This is a genomic window from Nonomuraea sp. NPDC023979 (assembly GCF_040639085.1).
Taxonomy (GTDB): Bacteria; Actinomycetota; Actinomycetes; order Streptosporangiales; family Streptosporangiaceae; genus Nonomuraea; species Nonomuraea ceibae.
The window spans coordinates 76,769-94,556 of the sequence record NZ_JBEZZG010000034.1 but is presented as its reverse complement, the minus strand read 5'-3'; the positions used below and the strand labels follow the sequence as shown (position 1 = coordinate 94,556).

The 17,788-nt window shown below is 69.1% G+C and carries 19 protein-coding genes, 1 tRNA gene and 1 riboswitch; of the genes, 12 read left to right on the top strand and 8 right to left on the bottom strand.

Annotated elements, in window-relative coordinates; genetic code table 11:
* The first annotated feature begins 4 nt into the window (after nucleotides 1-4).
* The gene (locus AB0G11_RS39635) at nucleotides 5-790 is read left to right on the top strand and encodes a MauE/DoxX family redox-associated membrane protein (RefSeq protein ID WP_308125559.1); all 786 of its coding nucleotides are present in this window, start codon (nucleotides 5-7) and stop codon (nucleotides 788-790) included.
* Between the two features lie 91 nt (nucleotides 791-881).
* Here the strand turns inward: AB0G11_RS39635 and AB0G11_RS39630 are convergent, their stop codons facing one another.
* Complete coding sequence (locus tag AB0G11_RS39630; protein ID WP_219498763.1) at nucleotides 882-2,063, bottom strand: ATP-binding protein; 1,182 nt, start codon at nucleotides 2,061-2,063, stop codon at nucleotides 882-884.
* A gap of 235 nt (nucleotides 2,064-2,298) precedes the next feature.
* Between AB0G11_RS39630 and AB0G11_RS39625 the strand changes: the two genes are divergently transcribed.
* From AB0G11_RS39625 to AB0G11_RS39600, 6 genes are all read left to right on the top strand, one after another.
* Nucleotides 2,299-2,769 (top strand): SigE family RNA polymerase sigma factor, encoded by a 471-nt coding sequence (locus AB0G11_RS39625; protein WP_308125560.1) that lies wholly within the window; start codon nucleotides 2,299-2,301, stop codon nucleotides 2,767-2,769.
* Nucleotides 2,766-3,980: a hypothetical protein gene (locus AB0G11_RS39620; RefSeq protein ID WP_357591795.1), complete on the top strand. Its 1,215-nt coding sequence runs from the start codon at nucleotides 2,766-2,768 to the stop codon at nucleotides 3,978-3,980. Before AB0G11_RS39625 ends, AB0G11_RS39620 begins: the two co-directional genes overlap by 4 nt.
* An 11-nt stretch (nucleotides 3,981-3,991) precedes the next feature.
* The gene (locus AB0G11_RS39615) at nucleotides 3,992-4,450 is read left to right on the top strand and encodes a MaoC family dehydratase (protein ID WP_219498771.1); all 459 of its coding nucleotides are present in this window, start codon (nucleotides 3,992-3,994) and stop codon (nucleotides 4,448-4,450) included.
* Nucleotides 4,451-4,599: 149 nt separating this feature from the next.
* Nucleotides 4,600-4,741, top strand: a riboswitch (cyclic di-AMP (ydaO/yuaA leader).
* Between the two features lie 10 nt (nucleotides 4,742-4,751).
* Nucleotides 4,752-5,423 carry a CHAP domain-containing protein gene (locus tag AB0G11_RS39610; RefSeq protein ID WP_357591793.1) on the top strand — a complete coding sequence of 224 codons (672 nt, stop codon included), beginning with the start codon at nucleotides 4,752-4,754 and terminating at the stop codon, nucleotides 5,421-5,423.
* A 93-nt stretch (nucleotides 5,424-5,516) separates the two neighbouring features.
* Nucleotides 5,517-5,993, top strand: a complete 477-nt coding sequence (locus AB0G11_RS39605) for a SigE family RNA polymerase sigma factor (RefSeq protein ID WP_219498776.1) — start codon at nucleotides 5,517-5,519, stop codon at nucleotides 5,991-5,993.
* A complete protein-coding gene (locus tag AB0G11_RS39600) occupies nucleotides 5,990-7,246 on the top strand; it encodes a hypothetical protein (protein ID WP_219498778.1) in 1,257 nt (418 codons plus the stop codon). Before AB0G11_RS39605 ends, AB0G11_RS39600 begins: the two co-directional genes overlap by 4 nt.
* Here AB0G11_RS39600 and AB0G11_RS39595 read toward each other — a convergent pair.
* The 6 genes from AB0G11_RS39595 to AB0G11_RS39570 form a co-directional block, all read right to left on the bottom strand.
* The gene (locus AB0G11_RS39595; protein WP_219498780.1) at nucleotides 7,233-7,472 is read right to left on the bottom strand and encodes a hypothetical protein; all 240 of its coding nucleotides are present in this window, start codon (nucleotides 7,470-7,472) and stop codon (nucleotides 7,233-7,235) included. The genes AB0G11_RS39600 and AB0G11_RS39595 overlap by 14 nt on opposite strands.
* On the bottom strand, nucleotides 7,469-9,022 hold the full coding sequence (locus AB0G11_RS39590; RefSeq protein ID WP_357591791.1) for a radical SAM protein: 1,554 nt from the start codon (nucleotides 9,020-9,022) through the stop codon (nucleotides 7,469-7,471). The genes AB0G11_RS39595 and AB0G11_RS39590 overlap by 4 nt, the downstream gene beginning before the upstream one ends.
* Nucleotides 9,019-9,750 carry a prolipoprotein diacylglyceryl transferase family protein gene (locus AB0G11_RS39585; RefSeq protein ID WP_219498783.1) on the bottom strand — a complete coding sequence of 244 codons (732 nt, stop codon included), beginning with the start codon at nucleotides 9,748-9,750 and terminating at the stop codon, nucleotides 9,019-9,021. The genes AB0G11_RS39590 and AB0G11_RS39585 overlap by 4 nt, the downstream gene beginning before the upstream one ends.
* 1 nt (nucleotide 9,751) lies before the next feature.
* Entirely contained in the window at nucleotides 9,752-10,048 is a 297-nt protein-coding gene (locus AB0G11_RS39580; RefSeq protein ID WP_219498786.1) for a hypothetical protein, read from the bottom strand.
* Between the two features lie 372 nt (nucleotides 10,049-10,420).
* Nucleotides 10,421-11,053 carry a response regulator transcription factor gene (locus AB0G11_RS39575; RefSeq protein ID WP_219498789.1) on the bottom strand — a complete coding sequence of 211 codons (633 nt, stop codon included), beginning with the start codon at nucleotides 11,051-11,053 and terminating at the stop codon, nucleotides 10,421-10,423.
* The gene (locus AB0G11_RS39570; protein ID WP_246643591.1) at nucleotides 11,050-12,207 is read right to left on the bottom strand and encodes a histidine kinase; all 1,158 of its coding nucleotides are present in this window, start codon (nucleotides 12,205-12,207) and stop codon (nucleotides 11,050-11,052) included. The genes AB0G11_RS39575 and AB0G11_RS39570 overlap by 4 nt, the downstream gene beginning before the upstream one ends.
* A gap of 134 nt (nucleotides 12,208-12,341) precedes the next feature.
* On the opposite strand from AB0G11_RS39570, the gene AB0G11_RS39565 reads away from it, so the two are divergent.
* From AB0G11_RS39565 to AB0G11_RS39550, 4 genes are all read left to right on the top strand, one after another.
* Nucleotides 12,342-12,896, top strand: a complete 555-nt coding sequence (locus AB0G11_RS39565) for a hypothetical protein (protein WP_357591790.1) — start codon at nucleotides 12,342-12,344, stop codon at nucleotides 12,894-12,896.
* A gap of 48 nt (nucleotides 12,897-12,944) precedes the next feature.
* Nucleotides 12,945-13,017 (top strand) — tRNA-Arg (locus AB0G11_RS39560).
* A gap of 295 nt (nucleotides 13,018-13,312) precedes the next feature.
* Nucleotides 13,313-13,624 carry a hypothetical protein gene (locus AB0G11_RS39555; protein WP_357591788.1) on the top strand — a complete coding sequence of 104 codons (312 nt, stop codon included), beginning with the start codon at nucleotides 13,313-13,315 and terminating at the stop codon, nucleotides 13,622-13,624.
* Nucleotides 13,625-14,578: 954 nt separating this feature from the next.
* Nucleotides 14,579-15,670: a hypothetical protein gene (locus AB0G11_RS39550; RefSeq protein ID WP_357591786.1), complete on the top strand. Its 1,092-nt coding sequence runs from the start codon at nucleotides 14,579-14,581 to the stop codon at nucleotides 15,668-15,670.
* Between the two features lie 807 nt (nucleotides 15,671-16,477).
* Here the strand turns inward: AB0G11_RS39550 and AB0G11_RS39545 are convergent.
* Nucleotides 16,478-17,173: a poly-gamma-glutamate hydrolase family protein gene (locus tag AB0G11_RS39545; protein WP_357591784.1), complete on the bottom strand. Its 696-nt coding sequence runs from the start codon at nucleotides 17,171-17,173 to the stop codon at nucleotides 16,478-16,480.
* A 160-nt stretch (nucleotides 17,174-17,333) separates the two neighbouring features.
* On the opposite strand from AB0G11_RS39545, the gene AB0G11_RS39540 reads away from it, so the two are divergent.
* Nucleotides 17,334-17,744 (top strand): hypothetical protein, encoded by a 411-nt coding sequence (locus tag AB0G11_RS39540; RefSeq protein WP_357591782.1) that lies wholly within the window; start codon nucleotides 17,334-17,336, stop codon nucleotides 17,742-17,744.
* The last annotated feature ends 44 nt before the right edge of the window (nucleotides 17,745-17,788 follow it).

The following is a 17,788-nucleotide window of genomic DNA, read 5'->3' as shown; positions in this document are numbered from 1 at the left end:
ACACGTGCTGGCCTCACAGGTGCCTGTCCTGATCGTCCTGCTCGTCCTGGGGACGGTGGCCAAGTTCTCCGTCGTCCGGTCGGGCCGGGAGCCGGGGGAGCTGGCCCGGCTGGGCCCGGCGGTCCTGATGCCGGGCCGGCTCCAGCAACCGGCCCTGCTGCTGTGCGGCGTCGTCGAGCTGGTGCTCGCCGCCGGGCTGCTGGTCTCGGCGCACCCGCTGTTCCGGTGGGGGACGGTCACGTTCTTCGCGCTGTCCACGTACGTGCTGCTGGAGCTGCGCAGGCGCCGGCCGGATGCCGGGTGCGGCTGCTTCGGCGAGGTGAGCTCGGCGCCGGTCGGGCTGCGTTCGATCGGCCGGACCGTGGTGCTGACCGGGATGGCGCTCATGGCGGTGTGGGCCGGGACGCCGGGCTGGACGGCGTTCGCCGAGCCGGCCTGGGGGTTCACGCTGGCCGGGGCGGCGGTGCTGGCGGTGCTGTCGCCGGAGATCGACGAGCTGGTCGACCGGGCCCGGCACCGGGCCCCTTGCGAGCAGCGGCGCGGCCCGCAGGAGGGGGTGTCGCTGGCGCGGCTCAAGTCGAGCGGCACGTGGCGGGCCCACGCGGCGCAACTGGCGGCCACCGAGCCCTATGACAGCTGGCGGGAGCTGTGCTGGCGCTTCTTCGCCTTCCAGAACCACGAGCGGGACGACGTGGTCTTCGCCGTGCACCTGGCGGGGCGGCGGCCCGCGGTGCGGGTCGCGGTGGTGAGCGCGGAGTCTCTGCCGGAATATACGACCGTATCGGCCTGACGGTAGACAGCCTTATAGAGCGCTCGATTGAACTCTATTGGGCTGTCTAGCTTCCCCACTAGACAGCCCAATAGAGGGCTAGGGGCGGTGCTCACACCGGTTGGGCACGCAGGAACCTCCCGAAATGCGGCACCGTGAACGCGATCAGGCCGCGCTCGGCACTGTAGATCAGGCCCTTCTTGATGAGGCTGTCGCGGGCAGGGGAGAGGCTGGAGGGCTTGCGGCCCAGCGCCTCGGCGACCTCGGCGGTGGGCACCGGCTCGTCGCCGATCTCCGCCATGGCGTGCATGTAGTCGCGCTCGGCGGGGGTGGCGCGCTCGTAGCGGCTGCCGAAGAAGCCCACGGCCAGCTCCTCCTCCGCCTCCGGGGCCGACACCTTGACGTCGTCGAGCGTGATCGGGCTGCGCAGCGCCAGGTCCCAGGCCACCTTGCCGTAGGCCTGGACGAAGTAGGGGTAGCCGTCGGCCGCCTCGTAGAGGGCGTCGAGCGCCTCCTGGGTGAACTCGACCTGCTCCTCGCGCGCGGGCAGGATGAGCGCCAGGTCGGCGGCCTCCCGGTCGAGCTTGTCGATGCGCGCGTAGCGGAACAGCCGCTCGCTGTAGCTCTTGCTGGCCGACAGCACGCTCGGCAGGTGCGGCAGCCCGGCCCCGACCACGATGAGCGGGCCGCCGGACTGTGACAGCTCGTGGCAGGCGGCGCAGAGCGCCGAGACGTCGGCGGCCTGCACGTCCTGCATCTCGTCGATGAACAGGGCGATGCCGACGCCCAGGTCGGTGGCCACGCCGGCGGCGTCGACGAACAGCTCGGTCAGATCGATCTCCAGGTCGCCGGAGTCGGCCCGGCCCCGGCTGGCCGGCACCTCGATGCCGGGCGACCAGTGCGAGGTGCCCTTGGCGGCGGCCGGGTCGCGCATCGCGAACGCCTTGAGCACGCCCAGGAACTCCTCGATGCGCTCGGGCGCGCGGTGGCGCGGAGCCAGCTCGCGGATCGCCATGTGCAGGGCGGCGGCGACGGGACGGCGGATCGACTGGTCGGGCCGGGCCTCGATCTTGCCCGTGCCCCACAGCCGCTGCATCGCCATGGACTTGAAGGTGTTGAGGAGCACGGTCTTGCCGACGCCGCGCAGGCCGGTGACGACCATGCTGCGCTCGGGACGGCCGCGGGCCACCCGCTCCAGCACGACCTCGAACTGCTGCAGCTCACGGTCGCGCCCGGCGAGCTCCGGCGGACGCTGTCCGGCTCCGGGGGCGTAGGGGTTGCGCACAGGGTCCACGCTCTCGGACTCTATTGCCGGATATAGCGGCCGTCTTAGATTTGGGAAGAAAGCGCTACGGCGTGTCCGGGCAGGGGCGAGCGCGAGCACCGTCACCGGACACACCCCCTCTCACCAGGCCGAACCCTTGTTCGATTCGAGTACCTAAGACTGTAGCGCGGACTCGAACAGGTGCGCGATGATTTCGGGTAAAGAAGTTTGCAACAGCCGAGCCCACCCCGGGCGTCATGGTGGTGTGGAGTTCGAGGATTTCGTCCGGGCCCGCGGGCCGGCCCTCCTGCGATACGGCTACGTGCTCACCGGCAACGCCGAGGACGCCGCCGATCTGGTGCAGGAGGCGCTGCTGCGGTTGAGCGACACCTGGCGGCGGGTGCGCAACAAGGACAATCCGGAGTCGTACGTCCGTACGATCATGGCCCGCCAGCACGTGAGCTGGTGGCGCAAGGTGCGGCGCGAGCGCCTGACGGGCGAGCTGCCCGAGGGCTCCTACACCGACATCCACTCCACCGGCGAGCTCTGGAGAGAGCTCGCCACGCTGCCGCGGCGGCAACGCGCCGTGCTGGTTCTGCGCTACTACGAGGACCTGTCCGATCAGGAGATCGCCGACATCCTCGGCATCTCCCGAGGAACGGTGCGAAGCCAGGCGTTCCGCGGGCTCAACACGCTCCGGGTCAGGCCGGCGATGCTCGAAAGGGGACGGGCGTGAGGACAGAGGACGAGCTGGTCACAGCGCTGCGGCAGGGCGCCGCGGACGCGCCGGAGCCGGACCTGCTGGCGGGGGTCGCCCGGCTGCGCAGGCGGCGGCGCGCCAGGAGAAGGGCGCAACTGCTGGCCGCGGCGGCCGTGGTGGCGGTCGCGGGCACCGGCACGGCGGTCTTCAGGGGCACCGCCGTCCGGGAGACCCCGCAGCCGCTGGCGACGGCCACGGCGTCGATCGCCCCGGTGCCCGTCGAGCCGGTGGAAGCGGTGGCGGCGGAGCTGTGGCCGGAGGCGGTGTTCACCATGCCGGCCAGGAACTCCGACGGCTGGCGCTACCGCCCCATCACCGCCATCAGCCCCACGGAGGTCCTGCTCAGCGCCGAGTCGTCGTTCGAGAAGGCCGGCAAGTTCGAGGTGTACGACTCGCGTACCGGAAAGGCCAGGCTCGTCGCCGAGGTGCCGAAGGACGACCGGCTGAAGAAGTACATCGTGCAGGGCGTGACCGTGGACGGCGCGAACGTCGCCTGGTTCGCGTACGGCGAGCAGGGCGACGGCGCGCAGATCCGCGACATCTGGACGGTCCCGCTGGCCGGCGGCGAGGCCAGGCTGGTGGCCAGCCGCGTGGGCCAGGACGCCGACCTCGACGCGATCGGCCTGGACGGCGACCACGTCGTCTGGTCGGAGGTCGACGGCGGCGTGTGGCGGCACCCGCTCGGCGGGATCGAGCCCGAGCGCGTCCCCGGCAGCGACGGCCTGCACCTCGTCCAGTGGCCCTGGGCCACCGACGTGGCCGGCCTGCCGGGGGACCTGGACCGCAACCAGCTCCGGCTGGTGAACCTGGAGGACGGCTCCAGCCGCACCGTGCAGCCGCCGCCGGGCGTGCAGGGCATGCGCTGCGGGCCGGTCTGGTGTTACGGCCGGGGGGAGCGCGGCACGGTCATCAGCCGCGTCGACGGCTCGCAGCCGCCCCGGGAGGTCGCGCGCGGCATCGGCATGGGCGTGGCGCGCTACCCGATCCTGGACCGGTTCCTGGCGGCGGGCAATGCGGTGTACGACCTGGCGACGGGCACGATGGTGAGCTTCGGCAACCCGGGCAACTGGTACGGGGCGGGCGTCTCGTCGGAACCGAGCACCGTCTTCTACTGGGGCGCCACCAAGGGGGACAAGCCGGACAAGTTCCGGGTGCTGAACTTGGCAGCGGTCCCACCGGCGCAATAGCGTTCCGCCTCATGCGGACCTTCGCGAACGTACAGGAACTCAAGGCTGCCGTCGGCGAGAAGTTCGGCCCCACTGAGTGGCGCACCGTCACCCAGGAACAGGTCAACCTCTTCGCCGACGCCACCGACGACCACCAGTGGATCCACGTCGACGTGGAGCGGGCCAAGGAGGGCCCGTTCGGCGGCACGATCGCGCACGGCTACCTGAGCCTGTCGCTGCTGCCGGCGTTCATGTTCGAGCTGGTGCGGGTCGAGGGCATCGCGATGGGCGTCAACTACGGCCTGAATAAGGTGCGCTTCCCCCGCCCGGTGCCGGTCGGGGCCAGGGTGCGGGCCACGGCCGAGCTGACCGACGTCAAGGGGACGCCGGCGGGCTACCTGTCCAACCTCAAGATGACCGTCGAGGTCGAGGGCGAGAAGCGCCCGGCGTGCATCGCCGAGACGCTCAGCCTTTACGTTCCTGCGGAGTAGCCGGGCCGCGGGCCCCCGCCCGCGGCCGGTTTCGTGGAAATTTCGTTACGAGGGAATTACCCAGGTCAGGGGTGTGTTGGACATTTCTGTACGCGGGTAAGACGCGACCGACTCTCGGGCGTCACGACCCACCGTCCATCACAGGGACCGACCTGTGACCGCTGAATCCGCTCACACGCGGAACCGGGGACCCATGTGTTCCACCGGGGTGAATCGGCACCGACATCGCCGTAGGGCAGCTTCCACGCCCGAACCCGTCAGCTAACCCGGTAAGCGGTATGGAAGCGAGGAGTTACCCTTAATGCGCCCCATCCGCACCCCCAAGATCAACGTGCCCAAGGCCGTCCTCGGCGCCGCGCTCGTCGCGACCGCGTTCGGCGCCCACGTGTCGGCGGACGCCAGCACCGCGACCACCGCCAACACCCAGCCGCAGGCCGCCCAGGCCCAGCAGGCCGCCACGAACCAGAACACCAGGGTCAACGTCTCCGCCTCGCAGGTCCTGGCCGTCGCCAAGGCCCAGGTCGGCACCTCCGAGAACGCCGCCGGCGGTGGCACCAAGTTCCAGCAGTGGTACGCCAACTCCCAGCGCGCCGCCGAGACCGTCCAGCGTGACGGCGGCAACCGCCAGGACTACCTGAACGCCGCCTGGTGCTCGATGTTCGTCTCCTGGGTCGGCGAGCAGACCGGCGCCCGCCCGCAGGTCGGCTGGGACGCCTACACCGTGACCCACGCCAAGTGGTTCGCCGCCAACGACCGCTGGGGCCAGGAGGCCAAGCCCGGCGCCGTGGTCTTCTTCTCCTGGAGCGGCAGCAAGGACATCAGCTCCATCGACCACGTCGGCTTCGTCGTCAAGGACAACGGTGACGGCACGATCTCCACGATCGAGGGCAACACCGGCAACGGCAAGGTCGAGGAGCGGGTCCGTCCCACCTCGCAGGTCGCCGGCTACGGCTACCCGTCGTACGCCGCCTGATCAGACCGCCTCGAAAGCGCGCGTCCCCTTCCGGGGGCGCGCGCTTTTCGCGTTTCGTGCAACGGTACGGCGTGCTGGAGGATCCCTGGATACGTGGACCACACAACCGAGTTCGACGAGTTCGTCCGGAGCCGGGGCGATGCGCTCCTCCGGTACGGCTACGTGCTGTCCGGCAACGCGGACGACGCGGCGGACCTCGTCCAGGAGGCTCTGGCCAGGCTGGGTGACGCCTGGTCACGGGTGCGCAAGAAGGACGACCCCGAGGGGTACGTGCGCACGACCATGGTCAGGCTGCACATCACCTCGTGGCGGCGCAGGCACCGGGAGGAACTGGTGTCCGTCGTGCCGGAGAAGGGGCGCTTCGACCGTTACGAGGACGCGGACCTGTGGGCGGACCTGCAACGGCTGCCGCCCAGGATGCGAGTGGTCCTCGTGCTGCGCTACTACGAGGACCTGCCCGACGCGGAGATCGCCGCGATCCTCGGCGTCTCGCGCGGCACCGTGCGCAGCCAGGCGGCGCGTGCCCTGGACAAGCTCCGGATCAAGCGAATGCTGCAGGAGGCACGATGAGAAGCGAAGAGGACCTGGTCCGTACCCTGCGTGCCGGGGCCGGGCACGTCACGCCGACCGGCGGGCTGGCGGCGGCCGTCGCGGCCCGGCGGCGGGCGCGGCGACGCCGGCAGTGGGCGGGCATGGCCCTGGCGGCCGCCTCGGTGGTGCTGGTTGCCGGAGGGACGATGGCGGTGTGGCGGGGGGAGCCTCGGGTGTCGGTGGAGCCGGCGGTCGCGGTGACCACGGTGTCGCCTGGGGAGGTGGCCAGTGCCGTCCCCAGGGTGGCGGAGGTGAAGCCGGTGGCCGAGGTGTGGCCGGAGGCGGTGTTCACGATGCCGGCGGCGGCCCCCGATGGTTGGAAATATCGCCCGGTGACCGGAATTTCCCCCACCGAGGTGCTGCTGACCGCCGAGTCCTCCTTCGAGAAGGCCGGCCGCCTGGAGATCTACGACACCACTGCCCGCACGACCAGGGTGGTGGGCGACATGCCCGCCCCCGAAGGCGTCAAGGGCTACTTCGTCCAGGACGTCGAGGTGGGAGAGCGGCACTTCGCCTGGTACGGCACCACGCCCAACGACAGGGACAAGTGGGCCGACTTCTGGATCATCCCCCGCGAGGGCGGCACCGCCCAGCGGGTCGGCGAGGTCACCGGCGACCTGGCGAACGTGGAGCGGATCGGCCTCACCGAGGACGCCCTGGTCTGGTCCGTACGCGACGGGGGTGTCCACCGGCTTCCGCTGTCCGGCGGCGAGCCCGAGAAGGTCGCCGGCTCCGACGGCCTCCACCTGGACTCCTGGCCGTACGCCGTCGGCTACGCGCCGGGCGAGCGCGGGCAGAAGAACCAGGACCGCAGGGTCGACCTGGTGACCGGCGAGAAGACCCCGCTCCCGGCCTCCGGCTCCGTCACGAAGCTGACCTGCGCCGCCGAGTGGTGCTACGGCGACGCCAAGGGCGGCGGGCTCCTGGTGCAGGGCCTCGACGGCTCCGACGCCACGCTGCTCCCGTCGCTCGGCTTCCACGGGGAGGTCCTGGGCGACCGGTTCGCCTCGGTCATGCCGGTCAGAGGTGACGCCGATCCGGCCAAGGAGTACGTCGCGCCCGTCGCGGTCTACGACCCGGCCACCGGCAAGATCGCCGGCGTGAACCGGGTGTCGCCCGACGGGTCCGCCAGTTACGGCAGCGGAACGTCGTCCTCGCCCACCACGATCATGTACTGGGGCAAGGGCCCCGAGGTCACCGTGATGAACCTGGCGGCCGTCACCAGAAGATGATCGCCGCCACCGCGAGCGCCGCCAGCAGCCCCAGGTAGGCCAGCACCAGCCGGGTGTCCCGGAGCAGGCACTTGCTCCGGGTCAGCCCGGCCCGCCGCGCCTTCCAGTAGCCCGCGAACCCCAGCCCGGCGAACGCCAGCAACGCCCACGGCCCGAACAGCCACGCCAGCAGCGCGACCGTGGCATAGACGCACAACCTCAGCGGATCGTACGGCTCGGCCTTCACGTGATCACCTCCAGCGGGAGCCGTACCCTCGGCTCGGCGGCCACCGCTGACAGCCGCTGGGCCGAGAGCTGCGGCCACGCCTGCACGGCGCAGAACGGCGCGCACTGGTCACGGTCGGACCGCGTGCCCACGTGCACGCAGCACTGCGTCAGCCGCTCCTCGATCATGGTCGACAGGTCCATGAACGGCTTGACCGTCACCCGCACCACCCGCTCGCCCAGCATCCGGCGCAACTTCGCCCGCCTGCCCGGCAGCGCGGACGAGGCCAGCGCCAGCAGGGTGGAGACGCCGAGGTCGCAGTTCTCGCAGATGTTGCGCCACAGGTCGCCGATCCGGGGGTGCGACAGCGACGACTGCTCCGACAGCAGGCCGAGCAGCGACTCCTGGACGGCCAGCCGCAGCTCGCGCGGGATCTCGGAGTCGGCGATGCGGTTGGCGACCAGGCCCAGGTTCTCCTTGAGCCGGTCGTGGCCGATCAACGCCACCAGCGAGCGCCACTGCCGGGAGTCGTCGCGGATCAGGTAGCCCACCGAGCAGCAGTGCGGATGCGAGCACGGCAGCGCGGTCAGGTCGCGCCAGGTCACCAGGCCGCCGGTCTGCGGGCCGAGCCGCTTGAGCACGCCGGTGTGGGTCAGCCGGTCCATCGGGTCGATGGCCCCCGACCGGCCCGAGCCGAACTGCGGCTGCAACGACACGCCGCCCACGTACGGGGTGTCGAGGGCCAGCTTGATCACGTCGCCGATCTCGCCGTCGTTGACGCCCAGGGCGGCGGTCATCACCAGTGTGGTGAAGATCTCCCGCTCCGACAGCCTCCGTACGGCGTCGGCCTTCAGCCTGCGCAGGTCACCGCCTCGGTGATGCCGGGAGGACTCGGCCGACGAGCCGTCGTACTGGAGGTAGACCTCGACCCGCTCGCGGTGCTCGGTGAGCAGGTCCAGCAGCGAGTCGTCGCGGGCGATCAGGACGCCGTTGGTGTTGATCAGGATGCGGGTGACGGGCCGGGCGGTCAGCTCGGCCAGGAGCGTCTTCAGCTCGGGGTGCAGTGTGGGCTCGCCGCCGCTCAGCATGAGGACGTCCAGCCTGCCGTTCTCCCTGGCCAGCCGCTGGTCCACGTTGGCCAGCACCTCGGCGACGGGCACGACGCCGGACAGGTCGGGGGAGCTGCCGGCGAAGCAGGTGGGGCAGCGCAGGTTGCACGCCTCGGCGATGTCCTCCAGCAGGATGCAGGTGTGCTGCGTCTGCATCTCCGGAAGCCCTTGCAGGTACGCGCCCGGCACGGGGGCGAAGTTGCCCGACACGTCCGGGATGTGCTGCTTGGTGGGAGCGGTCCATTCCTCCAGATAGGCAAGAATCTCCGGGTCCTCGTCGTACAGCGTCCTGACCAGCCCGTGCTCGCGGCACCCGCGTTCGAGCCACACCCGGCCGTCCCGCTCCGCCAGGTAGCCGCTCAGCCGCTCCACCCGGGTGAGATCGGGCTCCTGACAGTGCGGGCAGAACGCGTTGACGTAGCGGAGGATGCGGTCGCCCCGCAGCTCCATGCCTGTGCTCACTGGTGCACCTTCCGGTCGAAGAGGGCATCGTAGTAGCCGCGCCGCCAGCCGTAGCCGACCCGGATGCCCAGCAGCAGCAGACCCGGCAGGAGGAAGCACTGCGGACCGGTCAGGCCGGACCACAGGATGTCGTTCACCCGGGTGAACTCCACCAGGAAACGGAACACCGCGTAGCCCGCCAGATAGAGCGTGAACAGCTCGCCCGGCCTGGTCAGCCGCTTGCGCGCCCACACCAGGGCGGCGAACGCGGCGAGCTGGAAGACGATCTCGTAGACGAACGACGGGTGCATCGCCTGGCCCGCCAGGCAGCCGGGGCAGTCCGGGGTCGTCGCCGGCGCGTGGATGCCCCACGGCAGCGAGGTCGGCCGCCCCGGGGCCTCCGTCAGATGGCAGCCGATCCGCCCGACCGCCATGCCCAGCGCCACCGCCGGCGCGAACAGGTCACCGGTGCGCTCCCGATAGCCGATCACCCGCTTGGCGACGAGCACCCCCACGTACGCGCCGGTCAATCCGCCCAGGACGCTGCGCGACCCGTACAGCCAGAGGCTCTGCAGGTCCAACGTCTCCAGCCAGCCCGCCAGGCGCATGCCGATGGCGCCGCCGACCAGCGCCCCGGTGACCGCCACCAGCGACTGCTCGTTCAGCGCCCCCCGGCTGCGGGCCTCGCGGACGAACACCACCGAGGCCACCAGCACGCCGAGACCGACGAAGATCTCGTGCAGCGGCACGTCAGCCGCCGTAGAGGCTCGGGTTGAGACCCGTGCACAGTCCCGCCGTGACGATCGACCACAGCGCCCAGCCGATCATCAGCCCGAGCCCGGTGCCGATCGACCACGGCTTGCGCACCAGCAGCAGGCCGACGCCCACGCCGAGCCCCACCAGGGCGAGGAACGCGGCCGCCGCCCCGATCACGACCCCCGCCTGGTCGCCGCCCATGGCCGAGCCGGCGACCATGAGGACCCCGAACACGACCATGACGTTGATGACGCTGTAGATGGCCACCCCGGCGAGCGCGAGCCCGACCACGATCCCCGCCGAGCTGCCCTGCGGCTGCGGCGGAGGCGGAGGCGGCCACGGCCCGTGCTGTTGCCCGTACGGCGGCCACTGCTGTTGCCCGTGCTGTTGGCCTTGCTGTGGCCCGTGCGGCGGCGGCCCGTGCGGAGGCCCTTGCTGCGGCCCTTGTTGTGGCCCCTGCGGCGGTCCCTGGGGTGGCTGGCGCCACGCCGGGTCGTCCGGGCCCTGCGGCGGCGGCGGTGGTGTGGTCATCGGCTCTCCCCCCTGGTCCGGCAAAGGTTAGGGGGCGACACTTTCACTTGGCTATACATACCGGCCGATATTGCTGCCCCGCGCCCGGCCCCACCCCCCAGCCCTGCCCAGGAAGAACCTCCTCAGACCGCCCTATAGCCCCTCCGAGTAATAGATCGCCGCCTGAACCCGGCTCTTCAGCCCCAGCTTGTTCAGCACCCTGCTGACGTGAGTCTTGGTCGTGGCCTCCGCCATGTCGAGCTCCCGGGCGATCTCCGCGTTGGACAGCCCGCGCCCGATGCAGGCCAGCACCTCCCGCTCGCGCGGCGTCAGCCCGGCCGGATCGACCGCCTCCTTGCGCACCGGCGGCGCCTGCTCGCCGAACGCCGTGATCAGCCGCCTCGTGACAGCCGGCGAGATCAGCCCGTCACCCCTGGCCACCAGCCGCACGGCCTCCACCAGCGAATCGGCGTCGGTGTTCTTCAACAGGAACCCGGCCGCCCCTGCCCGCAACGCCCCGAACACGTACTCGTCCACGTCGAACGTCGTCAAGATCAGCACATCGGCCACCCCGACCAGCTCCCTGGTGGCCGAGATGCCGTCCATCCGCGGCATCCGCACGTCCATCAGCACCACGTCCGGCCGCTTCTCCCTGGCCAGCGCCACGGCCTCCACCCCGTCGGCCGCCTCGCCCACGACCTCGATGTCGTCGGTGCCGTCGAGGATCAGCACGATCCCGGCCCGGACCGCCGCATGGTCGTCGGCCACCAGAACCCTGATGCTCATCCCGCGCTCCCGTCATCCTGTCCAGAGGTCGGCAACCGTGCCGTGACCCGCCACCCGTCGCCCTGCGGCCCGGCCTCGAACGTGCCGCCGACCAGCGCGGCCCGCTCCCGCATGCCCACCAGCCCGGCGCCCGCGCCCGGCAGCCGCGCGTCACGCCCGTTGACCGCGTTGTCCACGGTCACCGAGACCTGCCGCGCCTCGTAGCGGATGTGCACGCTCGCCGGCTGCTCGCCGTGTTTGAGCGCATTGGTCAATGCCTCCTGAAGAATCCGGAACGCGGCCAGATCGACCGGCGGGGGCAGCTCCCGGGGCTCGCCCTCGACGCGCAACGACGTCTCCATCCCCGACCCGCGGGCCCGTTCGACCAGGCCCTCCGCGTCGGCCAGCCGTGGCCGCACCGCCTCGGCCTCCTCGCCCGCCTGCCGCAGCAACCCGATCATGGACCGCATCTCGGACAACCCCTTCACGCTGTTCTCACGTACGGACTCCATGATCTTTCGCACGGTGCCCTGATCCAGGTCCTTGCGGGACAGCACGGCCGTGGACTGGATGGCGATGGCGCTGAAATGGTTGGCGATCATGTCGTGCAGCTCGCGGGCCATCCGCGTGCGCTCGGCCGTGATCGCCGCCTGCCGGTCGAGCTCGGCCAGCCGCGCCACCTGCTCAGCCCGCGTCCGCTCGGCCACCGCCCGGTCGCGCTGCTGCCGCAGCACCTGGGCCGTCGTCACCGGCGACACCAGCACCAGCCCCAGCTGCACGCTGATCAGCGCCAGCACCCGCCAGTCGCTCGCCAGGAACCCGCCCACCGCCCCGGACACCACCGCGATCATCGTCGTGCCGATCAACAGCCACCGCGACGCCCTGGCCGGCCCGTAGAGCGCGGCCGCGTACAGATTGTCCGTGTAGACCAGCACCGTGCCCAGCGACGGCCCCACCACGGTGTCGAGCAGGATCCCGGTCGTGCCCAGCCCCAGCGAGGCCATCGGCGCCCGCGTGCGCCCCAGCGTGGCGAGGCACACCATCGCCAGCGGCACCGCCATCATCCACCGGGACGGCTGCCACGCGGGCGGGTCGCGGGGGATGTAGGCTCCAGCCGCGATCAGGAGCAGACCCACCGCGAAGGCCAGCCCCGCCAGCAGCGGCACGCGTTTCATGCCTCCTATCCCACCACCCCGGACCACCGGTTCCCTCCTTCGCGGGGCCGCCTGTGGATACACCCTTCGATGTATCCACAGGTTCCTTTTCCTGGCGGAGGAAACCGCCCAAAGCGCCCGCAAGACTGGACAGCGTGATTGTCGCCATCCTGATCGCGTGCGAGATCGGCTTCTGGGTCCTCCTCGGACTCGGCCTCGCCTGCCGCTATCTCTGGAAGCGCCGCCGCCTCAGCACGGCCCTGCTGGTCAGCGTCCCCCTCCTGGACGTCGTCCTCCTCACCGCCGCCGTGATCGACATGCGCGGCGGCGCCGTGGCCGACTTCAAGCACGGCCTCGCGGCCGCCTACCTCGCGTACTCCGTCGTCTTCGGCCACCGCACCCTGCGCTGGGCCGACGCCAAGTTCCACCACCGCTTCGCCGGCGGCCCCCCGCCCCCGAAACCCCCACCCGGAGGCAGGGCCCGCACCCTCTACGAATGGCGCTACTGGCTGCTCATCCTGCTGGCGTACGGGATCACCTGGGCCGTCGTCCTGCTCATGACCTGGCTCGTGGGCGACCCGGCGCGTACGGAGGAGCTTCGGATGTTCGCCCTGCAACTCGTCAGGGTGCCGGCGATCGCCCTGATCTGGCCGGTGAGCCACACGCTGTGGCCCAAGAAGGTGGAGACCGAAGACGCGCGATCGGCGTAACTGGTTCGAGGCATCGCTCCGGACCCGCTATGCTTGCTTACGCAGCGAGCGGCCGTAGCTCAATGGATAGAGCATCTGACTACGGATCAGAAGGTTGGGGTTTCGAGTACCTCCGGCCGCACAGCAGGCCAAAGGCCCTTCGGGATGATCCCGGAGGGCCTTTCGCATGGTCGTACAGCAACGGGATCTACCGCCTTTCTTCGCTGGCCCTGACGGTGCGCCGGAGATGGTTCCTGGAAGCCCGCGGATCAGCTGACCTCCGCTCGGAGGTACGTGACCCGCGCACACCGACGCAGAAAGGCGCTGGCCCTTGACTGTGCGCTGCGTCCGGCTACTTTCTAATAAGAAGCTTTCCTAAGAGTGCACCACCTTCGGGGACCATCCGCGCACCAGCCAACCCTGCTGGAGGTCAGCAAATGCACCTCAGAAAGCACGCGGCGGCCCTGTCCGCCACAGCTCTCCTCACCGCCTCCGCCCTCTTCGGCATGGCCTCTCCGGCGAACGCCGACCCCAACTGCACAACCGGCGTGGATAGTCCCAAGACCGCCTGGGCGATCTGCACCGGCTACGCCCGGTACGCCGTCCTCATCCATGTCAAGCACCCCAACCCCAACGCCGGCGTCGGTTCCTGGCACGAGGTCGGCACCTGCGTGTCCGCCGGGCAGCGCTCCGAGCACACGCCGTACCACAGCATCCCCTTCACCGTGGGAGTCGCCCTCATCTGCTGACGCCGGCTCCACACCCCGGTCCCCGCCGCGCTGTCGGCGGGGACCCCGGCGTGCGGCGGTCTCAGGCCTTTGCCGGGCCGGAGATGCGACACCGGTTCCCGACCTGAGACATCGACGGCAATGTCTTCCTGGCCAGCAGCAGTCGGAGGGCGGTGGCTACTGGTCTTACACTGCGGACCACGACAACGGTGACTACGGCGAGCTCACGCCGTACGCCGACCTGCTGCGTCCGGCCAGTGGCGATGACGATGAAGAGGCGGACGGAACCTCCACCCTCTCGTGGAACATGAGAGGGTGGAGTCTGGCTGACCCGCGACATGCTCGACGGCGCGTACCGGATCCTCCACATCCCGAACGCCTGGGCCGAACGATCGGCGCCTACGGGAACTCGCTCTTGCCGAATCCTATGTAGCCGCTGACCAGAGTGAGAGTCGGCTTGATGCTGCGCTCTTCGTCGCGTCGATCGCGCCGCTTCCGGTGCCCGAGCCTGGCGGCCCTACGCTACGTCGGTTTGCCATCAGACACACGGTTGTGGGTCTGCTCTACAGCGAAGTGGTACACCGACGCAGCCACACACAGGCTGATCATCCCGTACAACGTCGCACGGTTGAGAGCAGCGGCGCTGACGCCGCACCATGGGCGTCCCCGTACTTGTGAAGAAGTGACTGGCTGAGCGTGACGATCGGTCACTTCGGCTTGGCTATCCAGGCTGAGGCGATTGCCGACACATGCCTCCCCTGTGAGACCTTCCCAGAGGATGGCCCTAGTCGAGATAAGAGGAACGTTCCTATACGTCGAACGTTGACGCCTACGCACCACCGTCCATACGCGCTTGATTCTGGAGTAAGGTCCCCGGTGTCTGTCCCGAATGATTTAATGGGCGAGCGTGCCGACCTGGGAGCCACAGTGCTTGCGCCCCCTCGATTCTGACCAATGATTTTTGGAGTTGTGCATATGATCACGAAGGCCGCGCTGAGAGGCTATTTATTGGAGGAAGTGCTGGCGTGGATGCTCCGCAACTCCGGATACCGGCTTCTTGTTGATGTGAGTCAAGACCCCTACGAACTAGTGATGAATGCCAACGGGCTGTGCGTTAAAGGCAGGGGAGCTGACCATCAGGTAGATGTGTTGGGTGAATTCGCATTTGTGCCGGCGTTCTCATTGCCAATCCGACTGTTCCTTGAGGCGAAATTCACTCGGCATAAAACTGATCTGGCAGTAGTCCGTAACGCGCACGGGGTAATCCACGACATCAACGAGAACTTCGTACACGGCCCGGGCAATAAGCTGAGGAAAAGATGCCGGTACGTGTACGCTGTGTTCTCCGCTAGCGGGTTCACTACGGCAGCGCAAGACTTCGCGCTTGCTCAGCAAATCTCACTCGTGGACTTGTCTGGTGCATCCTTCACTTGGCTGCTGAGCAGCATTGAGTCGACAGCCGAAAAGCTGCTCGTGATTGCCGAAAAATATAAGATGAAGAAATTCCCCGTCATGTGGATGCGTAGCCGGCTGCGGTCAATGCTCGGCACCATGCCCGACATTTCCCGCGATGACGAATATTATGCAACGAATGCATTTGAAGTTGCTGAGGAGGTAGAGGGATCTCTTGGTGGGCTCGTCCATGCCTTAATGGAACGGCGGCGTGTTGAGCTGCTACTTGGCTTCCCTGCGGCTCCCTTTATCCTCCCGTTGGCCGTCGACAACATCGAGCAGTTCCTGGACTATGCTCGGAACCATCCAGACCACATTATCCGGCTATGGCGAACAGGAGAGGACAGTCGGGCGGAATGGGCGGTATCGCCAATGCCTCAGGAGTGGACATTGGGATTCTCGGCCCCATCGGCTACTTATCGGCTCACTTTCAATCTTCCCAAACGATTTGAGACTTGGATCAGCGAAAATGAGGAAAACCGTGTCAGTCGCGTCCGAGCTGTCAAGGCTCAATTTCTTTCTGAAATTGTCATCCACCGCATTGAGGGCGATGGCCTTCGGGCATTCCAGCTCCGCTACCAGCCCGAAGACCTCCACCGCGATTACGGGTGGTAACTGCTGAACTGGCGGGTTATGCCGTGATCAGACCGGCTCGTGCCTAGACAGAACTGGGCAGTATTCTGCCGCGACTCATTGTGCTGTCCACCTGGCAGTCCGGGATCTGAGGGGAGTGGTGTTCGTCAATGTCGACCTGCCGAAGCGGGACGATCCCCAACCATGCCCTTGCTACGGATCCTCACGCTTGAGATGCGGGGCGCGTTCGACATTTGTTCGGTGTGCTTCTGAGAGCACGACGGACAGGACGATCGGGACGCTGATCGCGTCAGGGGCGATCCCAACAAGGGGCTGATTTTCACACGGGAGTGGCGGGACTTCGTCGGGTTCGTTGCCGGTTGCAGATAGGCCTCCCCATGTCTGTCCTCCCCGCCCGCACCAGGACCCCAACAGGAGTTCTTGTAAACGCATCTCGTCGCGTCGCTCAGCCGCTGTCCACTCCTGTTGTGGGATCCACCCCGGGATATCGCTCGGGCGAGCTTGATCTTGCGGGACGTGGCGCTCGGCCCTGCCGGAGGCTGTCCACGGCAGCGACGATCACCGTCGCGTGCTTCACCCGTCCAGGGAGCTGCGGTGTTCGGTGGCCTCTGTCGAGCCGGGTGGGCTGTCGTTCAGGGCTGGTTTCCGGACTGTTGACAGTCCCGCGCCTGTGCTCGCGCTGATGGCCGCGGACGGGCTGCCGGGTGTGGTGCCGTGGACCGACCTGCGGGCGGATGCAGGCCCGAAGGAGCAGGTCGGGCACGTCTTCTCGGTGCTCACCGTGAAGCTCACCCCGTGAAGTGCCGCCGCGCTCCCCAAAGGCGCTGGTCAGGAGGCTAGGGCGCTGTTGACGGCGTTGACGTAGCGGTAGAAGGCGCTGGTGCGGTTGGCCGGGTTCTCCACCCAGGCCCTGGACAGTTTGCCGCCCTTGAAGAAGCGTGCGCGCTGGCCCTTGCTGATCTCCAGTTGTACGCCCATGCGGCGCTTGTTCTTGTTGACGATGTTGCGGGGGCTGGTGCCGTTGATCCGGTCGGGGACCGTGGCCGCCACGGGGAAGCCGGCCTTCCTGAGGGCGGCGGTGACCTTGGCGACCAGGCGGGCGTCGCGGCCGCCGACGTAGGTGGTCGCGTGGGTGGCCGCGGCGGCGTGCCAGGAGACGGTCCGGTCGACGGCGGCGACGAGTTTGAGCGCGCGAGGCTCGTCGAAGCGGGTCGAGGTGATGTGGAGTTTGCTGTTGCCGTCGGGCTTGATGCCGACGAACGAGTAGAAGGCGTGCTTGGTGCCTGCCGCGTGGTCGGCGAGCTGAGTGGTGGGTGACTCGATCGCGCCGCCGTGGATGGCGATGTGCGCAACCTCGGCGCCTCGGGGGAGGCGGCGCAGGCGCAGGTAGTCGCGGCCTTCGACCTCCTTGGCGGAGAGGGCCGCGTAGTCGGGGTACGTGTCGGCGGCCACGGCGTGGGCGGGGTGCGGGGCGGCTGCGGGGATGAGCAGGGCCACGAGCCCGGCGGCGATGATCTTTCGCATGGCGCCCATCGTGTCATCTCGTCCCGGTATCAGGGGCCGTGTCAGGGCGGCGACGATCTGGTGTCAGGGCGGTGGGCGAAAGTTGGGGACATAAGCGGTTCGTCGCTGCGAACCGCGCCACCCGGCCGACAGGCACCGTACAGCTCAGAAGGAGCGTCTCATGACCATCGCCATCTCCCTCACCGACCAGGACAAGCTCACCCTCCGCGTCGCCGCCTGGGGCGCCGTCTCGCTGATGTCCGCCGCCGGCGCCGCCGGTTCGGCGCACCGGGTCGCCACCGAGGGGTCCATCGCGCTGACCTCGGCGACCGGGCTGGTCGGGCACGTGCTGGCCAAGGCGCCCAAGGGCGTGAAGTACGGCAGGACGGTGGCCACGCTGGCCGACCAGGTGCTGCCCGCGCTGACGGAGTCGATGCGCCTGCTCAACCGGCAGGACCCGGCCGAGGCGGCCAACTTCCGCGGCACCGTCCTCGTCGCCGTGGACGCGGCGGCGCAGATCCACAAGGGCACGCCCAGCCCCGCCCTGGCGGACATGGCCCGCAAGATCACCGCGGCTCTCGACGCCGCCTGACCCATGCGGGTCCGGGCGAGAATCGTACGCACGGTCACGGGGTC

Coding starts and splice junctions, on each gene's coding strand:
- AB0G11_RS39615 (WP_219498771.1), top strand. CDS start 3,992: ATGCGGACCTTCGCGAACGTACAGGAACTCAAGGCTGCCGTCGGCGAG.
- AB0G11_RS39610 (WP_357591793.1), top strand. CDS start 4,752: ATGCGCCCCATCCGCACCCCCAAGATCAACGTGCCCAAGGCCGTCCTC.
- AB0G11_RS39600 (WP_219498778.1), top strand. CDS start 5,990: ATGAGAAGCGAAGAGGACCTGGTCCGTACCCTGCGTGCCGGGGCCGGG.
- AB0G11_RS39575 (WP_219498789.1), bottom strand. CDS start 11,053: ATGAGCATCAGGGTTCTGGTGGCCGACGACCATGCGGCGGTCCGGGCC.
- AB0G11_RS39570 (WP_246643591.1), bottom strand. CDS start 12,207: ATGAAACGCGTGCCGCTGCTGGCGGGGCTGGCCTTCGCGGTGGGTCTG.
- AB0G11_RS39555 (WP_357591788.1), top strand. CDS start 13,313: ATGCACCTCAGAAAGCACGCGGCGGCCCTGTCCGCCACAGCTCTCCTC.
- AB0G11_RS39550 (WP_357591786.1), top strand. CDS start 14,579: ATGATCACGAAGGCCGCGCTGAGAGGCTATTTATTGGAGGAAGTGCTG.
- AB0G11_RS39545 (WP_357591784.1), bottom strand. CDS start 17,173: ATGCGAAAGATCATCGCCGCCGGGCTCGTGGCCCTGCTCATCCCCGCA.
- AB0G11_RS39540 (WP_357591782.1), top strand. CDS start 17,334: ATGACCATCGCCATCTCCCTCACCGACCAGGACAAGCTCACCCTCCGC.